A 13,741-nucleotide genomic window follows, 5' to 3' on the forward strand; every position below is an offset into this window, starting at 1 on the left:
CGGGAGTTCTGGGTGACGAGCGTCGATCTGACCACGGAAACCGAGGGCTCGGGACCCAGCGGCTACGCGGCGGCCCGGCTGCGTCTCCTCCAGGAGGAGACGCGGTCCGGGCCGTCGCGCCGTGCCGCGCTGGCCCGGCTCACCGACGACTGGCTCGCGGCGCTCTTCGCCGCGGCCAAAGAGGACACCGGGGTGCGCGGCGCCGCGCTCGTCGCCGTCGGCGGCTACGGGCGCGGCGAGCTCTCGCCCCGCAGCGACCTCGACCTCCTCCTGCTGCACGATGGCGACGCCGACCCGGGCGCGCTCGCCTCGCTGGCCGACCGGATCTGGTACCCGGTGTGGGATCTCGGGCTCGCGCTCGACCACTCGGTCCGGACCCCGGCCGAGGCCCGGCGGACGGCCGGCGAGGACATCAAGGTGCAGCTGGGGCTGCTCGACGCCCGCGCCGTCGCCGGAGACCTCGGCATGGCCGCCGGACTGCGCACGGCCGTCCTCGCCGACTGGCGCAACCAGGCGCCCGGCCGGCTCCCCGAACTCGGCGAGCTCTGCCGCGAACGCGCCGAGCGCCAGGGCGAGCTGCAGTTCCTGCTGGAACCCGACCTCAAGGAGTCCCGAGGCGGCCTGCGCGACGCCACGGCCCTGCGCGCGGTCGCCGCGTCATGGCTCGCCGACGCCCCCCGCGAGGGCCTGGCCGAGGCCCGCCGCGCCCTCCTCGACACCCGCGACGCCCTCCACCTCACCACCGGACGGGCCACCGACCGGCTCGCCCTCCAGGAGCAGGACCAGGTGGCCCGGGCCCTCGGCCTGCTGGACGCCGACGCGCTGCTGCGCCAGGTGTACGAGGCCGCGCGGACCGTCTCGTACGCCGCCGACGTCACCTGGCGAGAGGTGAACCGGGTGCTCAAGGCCCGGTCCGCGCGGCCCCGGCTGCGCGGCATCTGGGGCGGGCGCCGCCCGGAACCCGAGCGCACCCCCCTCGCCGAGGGCGTCGTCGAGATGGACGGCGAGGCCGTCCTCGCCCGCTCGGCCAGACCGGAGCGCGACCCGGTGCTGCCGCTGCGCGCGGCCGCCGCGGCGGCCCAGTCCGGCGTGCCGCTCTCCCTGCACGCCGTACGCCATCTGGCCGCCGCGACCAAGCCGCTTCCCGTGCCCTGGCCCGCCGAGGCGCGGGAGGAGCTCGTCACCCTGCTCGGAGCGGGCGAACCGACCGTCGCGGTGTGGGAGGCGCTGGAGGCCGAGGGGCTGATCACCCGGCTGCTGCCCGACTGGGAGCGGGTCCGCTGCCGGCCCCAGCGCAATCCCGTGCACACCTGGACGGTCGACCGCCACCTCGTCGAGGCCGCCGTCCGCGCCGCCGCGCTGACCCGCCGCGTCGGCCGCCCCGACCTGCTCCTCGTCGCGGCCCTGCTCCACGACATCGGCAAGGGCTGGCCGGGCGACCACTCCGTGGCCGGCGAGACCATCGCGCGCGACGTCGCCGCCCGCATCGGCTTCGACCGGCAGGACACGGGCGTGATCGCCACCCTGGTGCGCCACCACCTGCTGCTCGTCGAGACCGCCACCCGGCGCGATCTGGAGGACCCCGCGACCGTGCGGGCGGTCGCGGACGCCGTCGGCACGCCCGGCACGCTGGAACTGCTGCACGCCCTGACCGAGGCCGACGCCCTGGCGACCGGGCCGGCGGCGTGGTCCGCCTGGCGGGGATCGCTCGTCGCCGACCTGGTCAAACGGGTCGCGGGCCTCCTCACCGGGCAGGGCACGGACGAACCGGAGCCCGCCGTGACCAGCGCCGAGCAGGAGCGCCTGGCCGTCGAGGCACTGCGCACCCGCGGACCGGTCCTCGCCCTGCACGCGGCCCAGGCCGAGACCCCGCAGCCGGACGGCGAACCCGAGCCCGTCGGCGTCGAACTCCTCATCGCCGTACCCGACCAGCCGTCGGTGCTGCCGGCCGTCGCCGGCGTGCTCGCGCTGCACCGGCTCACCGTCCGCGCCGCCGACCTGCGCGCGGTGGAACTCCCCCGGGAGGTGGGGCCGGGGACCGTCCTCGTCCTGAACTGGCGGGTCGCCGCCGCCTACGGCTCGCTCCCGCAGGCCGCCCGGCTGCGCTCCGACCTCGTGCGGGCCCTCGACGGCTCCCTGGACGTGGCCGCCCGGCTCGCCGAGCGGGACGCCGCGTACCCGCGCCGGCGGGGGGTGAAGGCGCCTCCGCCGAGGGTCACCGTCGCCCCGGCGGCGTCCCGGCTGGCCACGGTCATCGAGGTCCGCGCCCAGGACGCTCCCGGGCTGCTGCACCGGATCGGCCACGCCCTGGAGTCCGCGGCGGTCAGCGTGCGCAGCGCGCGGGTGTCGACGCTCGGAGCGAACGCGGTGGACGCGTTCTACGTCACAGGCCCCCAGGGCGCCCCGCTGCCGCCCGAGGAGGCGGTGGACGTGGCACGGGCCGTGGAGGCCGCGCTGCGGACCGGGTGAACGCCGCGGACCCGGGCGGGGGGATCCGTCGGGGTCCGTGCCGGCGGGCAGACCCTCGCCGCGCCCATTCGGACCCCGTGCCGGCGGGCAGACCCTCGCCGCGCCCATCCGGACCCCGTGCCGGCGGGCAGACCCTCGCCCCGCGCATCCGGACCCCGCACCACCGGCGTCCGGCCGCGTGCCGGGGGGCAGACCCCATGCCATGCGGCCGGATACCCTGGGGTGACATCCGTCCGCCCGCCCCCGAGACCTGAGGATCCGCGACCACCGTGTTCGACACCCTCTCCGACCGCCTTGCAGCGACATTCAAGAACCTCCGGGGCAAGGGCCGCCTGTCCGAGGCCGACATCGACGCCACGGCACGTGAGATCCGTATCGCGCTGCTCGAGGCCGATGTGGCACTGCCCGTCGTGCGCGCCTTCATCAAGCAGGTCAAGGAGCGCGCCCTCGGCGCCGAGGTGTCCCAGGCGCTGAACCCCGCCCAGCAGGTCATCAAGATCGTCAACGAGGAGCTCATCGGCATCCTCGGCGGCGAGACCCGCCGGCTGCGCTTCGCCAAGCAGCCGCCCACGGTGATCATGCTCGCGGGCCTCCAGGGCGCCGGTAAGACCACCCTGGCCGGCAAGCTCGGCCTGTGGCTCAAGGGCCAGGGCCACTCCCCGCTGCTCGTCGCCTGCGACCTGCAGCGCCCCAACGCCGTGAACCAGCTGGCGGTCGTCGCCGAGCGCGCGGGCGTCGGGGTCTTCGCGCCCCAGCCCGGCAACGGTGTGGGCGACCCGGTGCAGGTCGCCAAGGAGTCGATCGAGTACGCGAAGTCGAAGGTCCACGACATCGTCATCGTCGACACCGCGGGCCGGCTCGGCATCGACCAGGAGATGATGCAGCAGGCCGCGGACATCCGTGACGCGGTCGGCCCCGACGAGGTCCTCTTCGTCGTCGACGCGATGATCGGTCAGGACGCGGTCAACACCGCGGAGGCCTTCCGCGACGGCGTCGGCTTCGACGGAGTGGTGCTGTCCAAGCTGGACGGCGACGCCCGCGGCGGTGCCGCGCTCTCCATCGCGCACGTCACCGGCAAGCAGATCATGTTCGCCTCGAACGGCGAGAAGCTGGACGAGTTCGACGCGTTCCACCCGGACCGCATGGCGTCCCGCATCCTTGGCATGGGCGACATGCTGTCGCTGATCGAGAAGGCCGAGCAGACCTTCAGCCAGGCCGAGGCCGAGAAGATGGCGGCCAAGCTGGCGAAGGGACCCAAGGAGTTCACGCTCGACGACTTCCTGGCCCAGATGGAGCAGGTCAGGAAGATGGGCTCCATCTCCAAGCTGCTCGGGATGCTGCCGGGCATGGGTCAGATCAAGGACCAGATCAACAACATCGACGAGCGGGACGTCGACCGTACGGCGGCGATCATCAAGTCGATGACGCCCGGCGAGCGCACCGACCCGACGATCATCAACGGCTCCCGCCGGGCCCGTATCGCCCGTGGTTCCGGTGTCGACGTCAGCGCGGTGAAGAACCTGGTGGAGCGGTTCTTCGAGGCCCGCAAGATGATGTCGCGCATGGCCCAGGGCGGGGGCATGCCGGGCATGCCGGGCATCCCGGGCATGGGGGGCGGCCCGGGCCGTCAGAAGAAGAAGCAGAAGCAGGCCAAGGGCAAGCAGCGCTCCGGCAACCCGATGAAGCGCAAGGCCGAGGAGCAGGCCGCGCAGGCCCGCCGCGAGCAGTCCGGCCAGGGGAGCCCGTTCGGGCTGCCGGCGGGCGGCCAGGGCGCGCAGGACTTCGAGCTCCCGGAGGAGTTCAGGAAGTTCATGGGCTGACGGGTCCGGCCACGAGCACCCCGGCCCCGCGATCACCCGATCGCGGGGCCCTCGGCCGTCCCGCGCCCCCGGCGGCCCGGACGCCCGGGTCACCGCGGCCCGCGCCGGGTGGCAGCGGGCCCCGTTTTGTGCGCTGATGGGCAGAGATCGGGATCAGCCGAGGGACCGGAGGGCAGGCCGTGGCCAATTCCGTACCCCCGCGCGATCGCACCGACCAGCCCTGGCGGTCGGAGGGGGCACCGCCACCGGCGCCGCCGCGCAGGAAGCCGCCCGGGGGCTGGATCGTGCTCGTCGCGACCGCCGCGGCCCTCTTCCTCGTCGCCTACGGAATCCTGTCGTACTTCGCCGGGGGCGACGAGCAGAGGATCTCGTACACCGAGTTCAGCAAGCAGGTCGAGGCCGGCAACGTCACCAAGATCTACGCCAAGGGCGACACGATCGAGGGCGAACTGAGAACGGGGCAGCCGATTCCCGGCGGCGAGGGCGACTACACCACATTCCGCACCCAGCGACCGGAGTTCGCGGAGGACGACCTGTGGCGGCAGCTGACCCAGAAGGGCGTGACCGTGACGGCCGAACCGGTCGTCGTCCAGCGCAGCCTGCTGACCAATCTGCTGCTCTCCCTCGCACCGATCCTGATCCTGGTGCTGCTCTGGGTGGCTCTGGCGAGACGCCTGGGGCCACGTCTGGGCGGCCCACTGGGCCGCAAGGCGCCGCCCCGCCCCGTGGAGCTGGAACCCCACCGGCGCACCACCTTCGCCGACGTGGCGGGGATCGACGAGGTCCAGGGCGAGCTGGACGACGTCGTCGACTTCCTGAAGAACCCCGAGGTCTACCGGGCCATGGGCGCGCGCATGCCCGGCGGCGTCCTGCTCGCCGGTCCGCCCGGCACCGGCAAGACGCTGCTCGCGCGGGCCGTGGCGGGCGAGGCCGGGGTGCCGTTCTTCTCCGCGTCCGCGTCGGAGTTCATCGAGATGATCGTGGGCGTCGGCGCCTCTCGCGTCCGCGAGCTGTTCGCCGAGGCCCGCAAGGTCGCCCCGGCCATCGTCTTCATCGACGAGATCGACACCATCGGACGGGTACGCGGCGGGGGCGCGACCGTCGGCGGGCACGACGAGCGCGAGCAGACCCTCAACCAGATCCTGACCGAGATGGACGGCTTCACCGGCTCGGAGGGCGTCGTCGTGATCGCCGCGACCAACCGCGCGGACGTCCTGGACCCGGCGCTCACCCGGCCCGGCCGGTTCGACCGGATCGTGCACGTCAGCCCGCCCGACCGGGCGGGCCGTGAGGCGATCCTCAGGATCCACACCCGGGACATCCCGCTCGCGCCGAGCGTCGACCTGGTGCAGGTGGCCCGAACCACACCGGGCATGACCGGTGCCGAACTGGCCAACCTCGCCAACGAGGCCGCCCTGCTCGCGGTCAAGCGGCGGCAGGACGGGGTGACCCAGCGGGATCTCTCCGACGCCCTGGAGAAGGTGCAGCTCGGCGCGGAGCGCGCGCTCGTGATGCCCGAGGGCGAGCGCCGCAGGACGGCGTACCACGAGAGCGGCCACGCCCTGCTCGGCATGCTCCAGCCGGGCGCCGACCCCGTTCGCAAGGTCACGATCGTCCCGCGCGGCCGGGCACTGGGCGTCACCCTGTCCACCCCCGACGCCGACAAGTACGCCTACACCGAGGAGTACCTGCGCGGCAGGATCATCGGCGCGCTCGGCGGCATGGCGGCGGAGCACGTCGTCTTCGGGATCGTCACCACCGGCTCGGAGAACGACCTGGAGCAGGTGACCCGGCTGGTCAGGGGCATGGTCGGACGCTGGGGGATGAGCGAGCGCGTCGGCCGCTTCACCGCCGTGTCGGGGGACGGCCAGGAGCCGTACGGACTCACCGCGGCCCCGGCGACGCTGGACGCGGTGGACCACGAGATGCGCAGGATCGCCGAGGAGTGCTACGAGAGCGCCTGCCGGCAGCTCCGCGAGAACCGGGACCGGCTGGACGCACTGGCCGAGGCACTCCTCGCCGCCGAGACGCTGGACGAGGAGGAGGCGTACCGGGCCGCGGGGATCCCACGGCTCAAGAAGGACGCCAACGGCCACTGAAACCGGGACCGGGGCGTGGGGCACGAGGGCGCGGGGCACGGGCGGCGCCCTCGGGTGCCCGTGGCGGCAGGTGCTTGCGGTGCCAATGGTGGCTCGGGGGAGCTTCCAGACCGCGGCGCCGCCCTGCGGGTCGAGGTACCTTCCCGCTGATCGCTGATCGCTGATCGCTGATCGCTGATCGCGGGCCCGTGGCGCTGTGCCCTGCCCATCGCGGGCCCGGGCTCCCTGGCCGTCCGTCACGGGGCAGGCGCCGTCAGGGCGTACGGGCCGTCACGTCGTACGGGCCGTCACGGCGTAAGCGCTGTCACGGCGTACGGGCTATCAGGTACCGGAAGACGTTCGGCATCCACACCGTCCCGTCGGCCCGCACATGGGGATGGAGCGCCTCCTTGACCTCCTTCTCCACCTGCGCCGGGTCCGTTGCCCGTACCGCCGCGTCGAACAGGCCGGTCGACAGCAGGCCGCGCACGGCGCTGTCCAGGTCCGCGTAGCCGAAGGGGCACGACACCCGGCCCGAGCCGTCCGGGCGTATCCCCGCCCTGGACGCGACGTCCTCCAGGTCGTCCCTGAGCGTCGGCCGCCAGCCGCCGTCCGAGCGGAGCCGCTCGGTGAGTCTGCTCGCCACCCGCAGCACGGCCGAGGTGGCACACCGCTCGGGCGGGCCCCAGCCCGCCAGCACCACGGGGCTGCCGCGCTCGGCGAGCGGAACCGCCGCCTCCAGCGCGGGCACCAATCCGTCGGAGTCGCCGGCCGTACACCCGATCGGCTGAAAAACCGTGATCATGCTGAACAGCGGGCGCCGGGGATCGGCGGCCTGCTCCGGCCCGCCCTCGACCACCCGCGCCCCGGGCGCGGCCCCGGAGCCGGGGTGCTGCTGCCCGGAGGCGAGCCGCTCGCGCGCCAGCGCCGTCCTCGCCCGGTCCGTGTCGACGCCGGTGACGCTCGCCCCGCGCTCCGCGGCCAGCAGCAGGGCCAGGCCGGAACCGCAGCCGAGGCCCAGTACGCGGGTGCCGGCGCCGACCTCCAGGTGCTCGTACACCGCCTCGTAGAGCGGCACCAGCATCCGCTCCTGGATCTCGGCCCAGTCACGGGCGCGCCTCCCGGCATCCGCCGGGGGCGCTGAGGACGTACGAGGGTGGTGCGGGACGAGCGTAGGTGTCATCGAAAGCGCCCCAATCCGCCAAGAGGTCAGCCTTGCCCTGCTGGACAGCCCCCGTGTCGTATCGCTCGCGCCCCCCGTATGCCAGGGAACTGCGCTTCGCTCGGTACGTCCAGAGGTCGCACCGCAATGGCTCGGATGCCCCGGTCGTGCGCCCCCGCGCCCGGAACCTTTCCGCATCCAGAGTGCCGCCCCCTCACGATTCCCGCCACGGCAGGGCCGCGCGTCCCGTGCCGGGGCCGCGGGCTTCCGCCGCCGGTCCCGGGGCCCGGCGGGCCTCGCCGAACTCAGAGCGCGGACGGCGGCCCCGTACGCGGCACTGCGGTGGTCCGCCCCAGCGGTCTGCGGTCTGCGGTCTGCCGGCTGCGGGGCGGCTGCCGCGGACGTCCGCCGGCGGCTGCGGCGGGAGCCGGGCGCCCGCGGGGGGAGCCCGGGGCGTGCCCCGGACCGCCGGGGGTGGCATCCCGGCGGCCGGAGGGCCGGTGCCGGGCCCCGCCGGAAGCGGCGCAAGGCGCGCGGGCGCAGGTCGCGTTCGGCCGACGGCGCGCCCCTGCCGGGCGCGTCCGCCCCGGCGCGCGGCCCGCGGGCGTGCAACGGCTCCGGCCGGTGTCGCGTTGCTGCCTGGACGCGTGGCTACGTACCACCTTGTAGTGAGCTGCGAGGCTTCTCCGCAGATCAGCGCACCCGCCCTCGTCAGGACGCATCAAGGGCAACTGACGGGTACGTGCAAATTATTTGGGATGCCCCGGAATGGAACCCGGGGGGCGTCCGGCTCGTTGTCACGACGTGAGCACGACACCACCTGTTCTCGCCGCAGAGCTGGCACAGGCGTGGGCCGACATTCAGCGGCACCACCCCGAGCTGCCCGATCTTGCCGCGCCAGAGTCACTGATCGGAGAGTCCTCGTCGGCCTGCGGGCACGAGCTCTCCTTCGAGCGACTGCTCCACGAGGCAGTCCACGGCATCGCCGCCGCCCGGGGGGTCCGCGACACCTCGCGCGCCGGCCGCTACCACAACCGCCGGTTCCTGGCGATCGCCGAGGAGATGGGCCTGGACCACCCGGATGAGCCGCACCCCAGCAGCGGCTTCTCGCTGGTCACACTCACCCCCGAGGCGAAGCGGCGGTACCGGCCGACCATCGAGCGGCTGCAGCGCGCCCTCGCGGCGCACACGGTCGCCACGGCATCCGACACCAAACGGACCTTCCGCGGCCCGGCGGCCCGCCACGGCTCGTCCGGGGGCGGCGTCCGGGTCAAGGCGGTCTGCGACTGCGGGAGAAACGTCCGGGTGGTCCCCTCGGTCCTCGCCCAGGCGCCGATCGTCTGCGGCGGCTGCGGCAAGCCCTTCCGCATCCCCGAACCGGTGGCGGCGGCGAGCTGAGCGGGGCACCCCGCCCGACCGTCCACCGGGAGTGACCGGCCGGCCCGGCCCGGGGCCCCACGGCCTCGGGTCAGCCGGGCGGTATCCGTGTGGCACAATGTCTAGCTGTACTCGACAGTCGCACAGGACCCCTCTCTCCTCCGGCTGACGCGTCCATCGGGCCATCGGGTACCGCAACCCCACGCGGCATCTCGTTGTGCCCAACCACGTCAAAACCAGGAGATCCCACTCCCGTGGCAGTCAAGATCAAGCTGAAGCGTCTGGGCAAGATCCGTTCGCCTCACTACCGCATCGTCGTCGCCGACTCCCGTACCCGCCGTGACGGCCGGGCCATCGAGGAGATCGGTCTGTACCACCCGACGTACAACCCGTCGCGCATCGAGGTCGACTCGGAGCGCGCCCAGTACTGGCTGTCCGTCGGCGCCCAGCCGACCGAGCCGGTCCTCGCGATCCTGAAGCTCACCGGCGACTGGCAGAAGCACAAGGGCCTGCCCGCCCCGGAGAAGCCGCTCCTCGCCCCGGCGACGAAGGAAGAGAAGCGCCGCTCCTTCGACGAGTTCGCCAAGGCTCTCGAGGGCGAAGAGGGCAAGGGTGAGGCCATCACCCAGAAGTCGAAGAAGACCGAGAAGAAGGCGGACGAGGCTGAGGCCCCCGCCGAGTCCACCGAGGCCTGAGCATGCTCGAGGAGGCTCTCGAGCACCTCGTGAAGGGCATCGTCGACAACCCCGAGGACGTGCAGGTCGCCTCGCGCAACCTGCGTCGCGGCCGGGTGCTCGAGGTCCGGGTGCACCCCGACGATCTCGGTAAGGTGATCGGCCGCAACGGCCGCACCGCGCGCGCCCTGCGCACCGTCGTGGGCGCCATCGGCGGCCGTGGCATCCGGGTCGACCTCGTCGACGTGGACCAGGTCCGCTGAACAGTTGATCACCGGCGCGGGCCGGGGAGGGCCGACCGGCCCTCCCCGGCCCGTCGTCGTACGACAGGAGCTTTGAGCGTGCAGCTGGTAGTCGCACGGATCGGCCGCGCCCACGGCGTCAAGGGCGAGGTCACCGTCGAGGTGCGTACCGACGAGCCGGAACTGCGGCTCGCCCCCGGAGCCGTCCTGGCCACCGACCCGGCCTCCGCCGGTCCGCTGACCATCGAGACCGGCCGGGTGCACAGCGGTCGTCTGCTGCTGCGCTTCGAGGGCGTGAAGGACCGCAGCGGCGCCGAGGCCCTGCGCAACACCCTGCTGATCGCCGAGATCGACCCGGAGGCGCTGCCGGAGGAGCCCGACGAGTACTACGACCACCAGCTCATGGACCTGGACGTGGTGCTCGCGGACGGCACGGAGATCGGCCGGATCACGGAGATCTCCCATCTGCCGTCCCAGGACCTCTTCATCGTCGAGCGGCCCGACGGCAGCGAGGTCATGATCCCGTTCGTCGGGCAGATCGTCACCGAGATCGACCTGGCCGCGCAGAAGGCCGTCGTCGACCCGCCCCCCGGCCTGGTCGACGACCGTGCGGAGACCGCCTCGCGGCGTGACGCGGACACCGGGGACGGGAACTGATGCGGCTCGACGTCGTCACCATCTTCCCCGAGTACCTGGAGCCGCTGAACGTCTCGCTCGTCGGCAAGGCCCGGGCCCGCGGGCAGCTCGACGTCCACGTCCACGACCTGCGGGACTGGACGTACGACCGGCACAGCACCGTCGACGACACCCCGTACGGCGGCGGACCGGGCATGGTCATGAAGACCGAGCCCTGGGGCGAGGCGCTGGACGAGGTCCTCGCCGCCGGCTACGAGTCGGGCGCCTGCGCACCCGCGCTGGTGGTGCCCACCCCCAGCGGCCGCCCGTTCACCCAGGAGCTCGCCGTCGAACTCTCCGAGCGGCCCTGGCTGATCTTCACCCCGGCCCGCTACGAGGGCATCGACCGCCGTGTGGTCGACGAGTACGCGACCCGCATACCCGTCCACGAGGTCTCCATCGGCGACTATGTGCTGGCCGGGGGCGAGGCCGCCGTCCTCGTCATGACCGAGGCCGTCGCACGGCTGCTCCCCGGCGTCCTCGGAAACGCCGAATCCCACCGCGACGACTCCTTCGCGCCCGGCGCCATGGCCGACCTCCTGGAGGGCCCCGTCTACACCAAGCCGCCGCTCTGGCGCGGCCGCGGTGTCCCGGACGTGCTGCTCAGCGGCCACCACGGCAGGATCGCCCGATGGCGCCGGGACGAGGCCTTCCGCCGGACCGCCCTGCACCGGCCGGACCTGATCGAGCGCTGCGACCCGTCCGCGTTCGACAGGAAGGACCGGGAGATCCTCTCCATCCTGGGCTGGGCGCCGTCTCCCGACGGCCGATTTTGGCGCAGGCCTCAGGCCGTGGAAGAATAGGCCGCTGCCGTTCGTCCGGCGTGCGCCCCTGCCACAGGGGGACACGACGCCCGTCCCGACGCCGCGGCTCCTTCACGATCACTTCCTATTGCCGTCGATGACCTGTGGCATCGGCGAAGAAAGCAGACGAACATGTCGCACGTGCTCGACGCCGTCAACGCCGCCTCGCTGCGGACCGACCTCCCCGCCTTCCGCCCCGGTGACACCGTGAACGTCCACGTCCGCGTCATCGAGGGCAACCGCTCCCGCATCCAGCAGTTCAAGGGCGTCGTCATCCGCCGCCAGGGTTCGGGCGTCAGCGAGACCTTCACGGTCCGCAAGGTCTCCTTCTCCGTCGGCGTCGAGCGCACCTTCCCGGTGCACAGCCCGATCTTCGAGAAGATCGAGCTGGTCACCCGCGGCGACGTCCGCCGTGCCAAGCTCTACTACCTGCGTGAGCTGCGCGGCAAGGCCGCGAAGATCAAGGAGAAGCGCGAGAACTGAGCCGCGGCTCACACCCGTGCCCCGCTGAGGCCTCATACGGTTCTTACGGCGGCCGGATAGCATCTGGCCCCGATGGACACCGAAGCACTGCACACGGAGCGCGACCGCTCTTCCGCCCCCGAGACCCACGGGTCCGGCGCCGGAGAGGGGTCGCGCTCCGTGCGCGTTTCCCGGCAGTCCCCCCGGCGGTGGTCCCCCTGGCGGCGAGCCGGTGTCCTCGGCGGTGCCTGCGCCGTCTTCCTGCTGCTCCTCAGCCACTTCGTGATGCAGCCGTTCCTGATCCCCAGCACTTCCATGCAGCCCGCCCTGGAGGTCGGCGACCGGGTGCTGGTGAACAAGCTGGCGTACCGCTTCGGCTCCGAGCCGCGGCGCGGTGACGTGGTCGTGTTCGACGGCACCGGCTCCTTCGTCCCGGAGGGCGTGGCGGAGAACCCGGTCAGCGCCGCCGCCCGGGAGGGGCTCTCCGCCCTCGGGCTCGCGGAACCGTCCGACACCGATTTCGTCAAACGTGTGGTGGGCGTGGGCGGCGACCGCGTGGTCTGCTGCGACAAGGGGGGACGGCTCGAGGTGAACGGCGTACCGGTCGACGAGAGCTATCTGTACGCCGGTGACGCCGCGTCGCACGTGCCCTTCGACATCGTCGTACCGCAGGGGACCCTGTGGGTCATGGGCGACCACCGCAGCAGGTCGCGCGACTCCCGCGACCACCTCGGCGAGCCCGGCGGTGGCACGGTGCCCCTCGACAGGGTCGTCGGACGCGCGGACTGGATCGGCTGGCCGGCCGGCCGCTGGTCCCCGCTGCCGGCGACCGGCGCCTTCGACCGCGTGACCGCGCCGGAAGGCGCCCATGGGTAGCCGCGGACGCCGTGCGAGCCACCGGGCCGACACCAGGCTGCCCACCGGTACCCGGCCCACCGACGGCGGCCGGACGCTCCCCGGGCGCGCCGAGCGGCGCAGGCTCGCCAAGAAGGTGAAGAGACGGCGGCAGCGCTCCGCGGTCAAGGAGATCCCGATCCTGATCACGGTGGCGCTGGTGATCGCCCTGGTGCTCAAGACGTTCCTGGTGCAGGCGTTCGTCATCCCCTCCGGCTCGATGGAGCAGACGATCCGCATCGACGACCGGGTCCTGGTCGACAAGCTGACGCCCTGGTTCGGCTCCAAGCCCGAGCGCGGCGACGTCGTCGTCTTCAAGGACCCCGGCGGCTGGCTCGAGGACGAGCAGACCCCGCGGCCGGACGACCCGATCGTCGTCAAGCAGGTCAAGGACGTACTGACCTTCATCGGCCTGCTGCCGAGCGACGACGAGCAGGACCTGATCAAGCGGGTCGTCGCCGTCGGCGGCGACTCGGTGAAGTGCTGCGACGCGGACGGCAGGGTCACGGTCAACGGGGTCCCGCTGAACGAGCCGTATCTGCACCCCGGCAACGCCCCGTCGACGATGCGGTTCGACGTGCAGGTCCCCGAGGGCCGGCTCTTCGTGATGGGCGACCACCGGTCGAACTCGGCCGACTCCCGGTTCCACCTCGACGAGGAGTACAGCGGCACCGTCTCGGAGGAGGAGGTCGTCGGGCGCGCCGTGGTCATCGCGTGGCCGCTGGACCACTGGCGCAAACTGGAGGAGAGGGGTACGTACGCCTCGGTGCCCGATGCGCGCGCCGGGACGGCCACCGCACTCGGACCGTCGCATAGTGTGTCCTCCCGGGATCACAAAGGAGTGGTCCTGCTCCCGAGCCCTGCGGAACTCCCGCTCGTTATGGGAGTGGTGGGCCTGCGTCTTCTCGGGCGCCGGCGGTCGCACGGAGTGAGGAGTGGATGTGGGGGATGTGGCGGTAGGCGCACGGTCCGGACACGAGGGGCCCGAGGAGCGGCCCGAGCGGTACGCGAGGCCTTCCCCCGGTTCCGGCAGCTCCGACGGCCTTCCCCCGCAGGGCGACGGCGCTTCGGGGGACGGTGAGGCG

Annotated in this window: 12 protein-coding genes; 11 read left to right on the forward strand and 1 reads right to left on the reverse strand. The window is 73.1% G+C overall.

What is annotated here, in order from left to right:
- Positions 1 to 12: 12 nt before the first annotated feature.
- From DDW44_RS22165 to ftsH, 3 genes are all read left to right on the forward strand, one after another.
- Positions 13 to 2,469: a [protein-PII] uridylyltransferase gene (locus DDW44_RS22165; RefSeq protein ID WP_108907483.1), complete on the forward strand. Its 2,457-nt coding sequence runs from the start codon at positions 13 to 15 to the stop codon at positions 2,467 to 2,469.
- Positions 2,470 to 2,738: 269 nt separating this feature from the next.
- Entirely contained in the window at positions 2,739 to 4,289 is a 1,551-nt protein-coding gene (ffh, locus tag DDW44_RS22170) for a signal recognition particle protein (RefSeq protein ID WP_017947627.1), read from the forward strand.
- 179 nt (positions 4,290 to 4,468) lie between these two features.
- On the forward strand, positions 4,469 to 6,388 hold the full coding sequence (gene ftsH / locus DDW44_RS22175; protein ID WP_170814254.1) for an ATP-dependent zinc metalloprotease FtsH: 1,920 nt from the start codon (positions 4,469 to 4,471) through the stop codon (positions 6,386 to 6,388).
- A 304-nt stretch (positions 6,389 to 6,692) separates the two neighbouring features.
- Here the strand turns inward: ftsH and DDW44_RS22180 are convergent, their stop codons facing one another.
- Positions 6,693 to 7,550, reverse strand: a complete 858-nt coding sequence (locus tag DDW44_RS22180; protein WP_206307358.1) for a methyltransferase domain-containing protein — start codon at positions 7,548 to 7,550, stop codon at positions 6,693 to 6,695.
- 783 nt (positions 7,551 to 8,333) lie between these two features.
- On the opposite strand from DDW44_RS22180, the gene DDW44_RS22185 reads away from it, so the two are divergent.
- The 8 genes from DDW44_RS22185 (at position 8,334) to lepB (DDW44_RS22220) (ending at position 13,737) form a co-directional block, all read left to right on the forward strand.
- The gene (locus DDW44_RS22185) at positions 8,334 to 8,927 is read left to right on the forward strand and encodes a hypothetical protein (protein ID WP_017947630.1); all 594 of its coding nucleotides are present in this window, start codon (positions 8,334 to 8,336) and stop codon (positions 8,925 to 8,927) included.
- A gap of 233 nt (positions 8,928 to 9,160) precedes the next feature.
- The gene (rpsP, locus tag DDW44_RS22190) at positions 9,161 to 9,601 is read left to right on the forward strand and encodes a 30S ribosomal protein S16 (protein WP_018891857.1); all 441 of its coding nucleotides are present in this window, start codon (positions 9,161 to 9,163) and stop codon (positions 9,599 to 9,601) included.
- A gap of 2 nt (positions 9,602 to 9,603) precedes the next feature.
- Complete coding sequence (locus DDW44_RS22195; protein ID WP_017947632.1) at positions 9,604 to 9,843, forward strand: RNA-binding protein; 240 nt, start codon at positions 9,604 to 9,606, stop codon at positions 9,841 to 9,843.
- A 78-nt stretch (positions 9,844 to 9,921) separates the two neighbouring features.
- Entirely contained in the window at positions 9,922 to 10,479 is a 558-nt protein-coding gene (gene rimM, locus DDW44_RS22200) for a ribosome maturation factor RimM (RefSeq protein WP_017947633.1), read from the forward strand.
- Positions 10,479 to 11,300 (forward strand): tRNA (guanosine(37)-N1)-methyltransferase TrmD, encoded by an 822-nt coding sequence (trmD, locus tag DDW44_RS22205; RefSeq protein ID WP_018891855.1) that lies wholly within the window; start codon positions 10,479 to 10,481, stop codon positions 11,298 to 11,300. Before rimM ends, trmD begins: the two co-directional genes overlap by 1 nt.
- A 132-nt stretch (positions 11,301 to 11,432) precedes the next feature.
- Positions 11,433 to 11,783: a 50S ribosomal protein L19 gene (gene rplS, locus DDW44_RS22210; protein ID WP_017947635.1), complete on the forward strand. Its 351-nt coding sequence runs from the start codon at positions 11,433 to 11,435 to the stop codon at positions 11,781 to 11,783.
- Between the two features lie 72 nt (positions 11,784 to 11,855).
- Entirely contained in the window at positions 11,856 to 12,638 is a 783-nt protein-coding gene (gene lepB / locus DDW44_RS22215; protein WP_018891854.1) for a signal peptidase I, read from the forward strand.
- Positions 12,631 to 13,737 (forward strand): signal peptidase I, encoded by a 1,107-nt coding sequence (lepB, locus tag DDW44_RS22220; protein ID WP_146207039.1) that lies wholly within the window; start codon positions 12,631 to 12,633, stop codon positions 13,735 to 13,737. The genes lepB (DDW44_RS22215) and lepB (DDW44_RS22220) overlap by 8 nt, the downstream gene beginning before the upstream one ends.
- Positions 13,738 to 13,741 lie beyond the last annotated feature (4 nt).

Origin of the sequence: Streptomyces tirandamycinicus (genome assembly GCF_003097515.1) — a bacterium.
Taxonomy (GTDB): Bacteria; Actinomycetota; Actinomycetes; order Streptomycetales; family Streptomycetaceae; genus Streptomyces; species Streptomyces tirandamycinicus.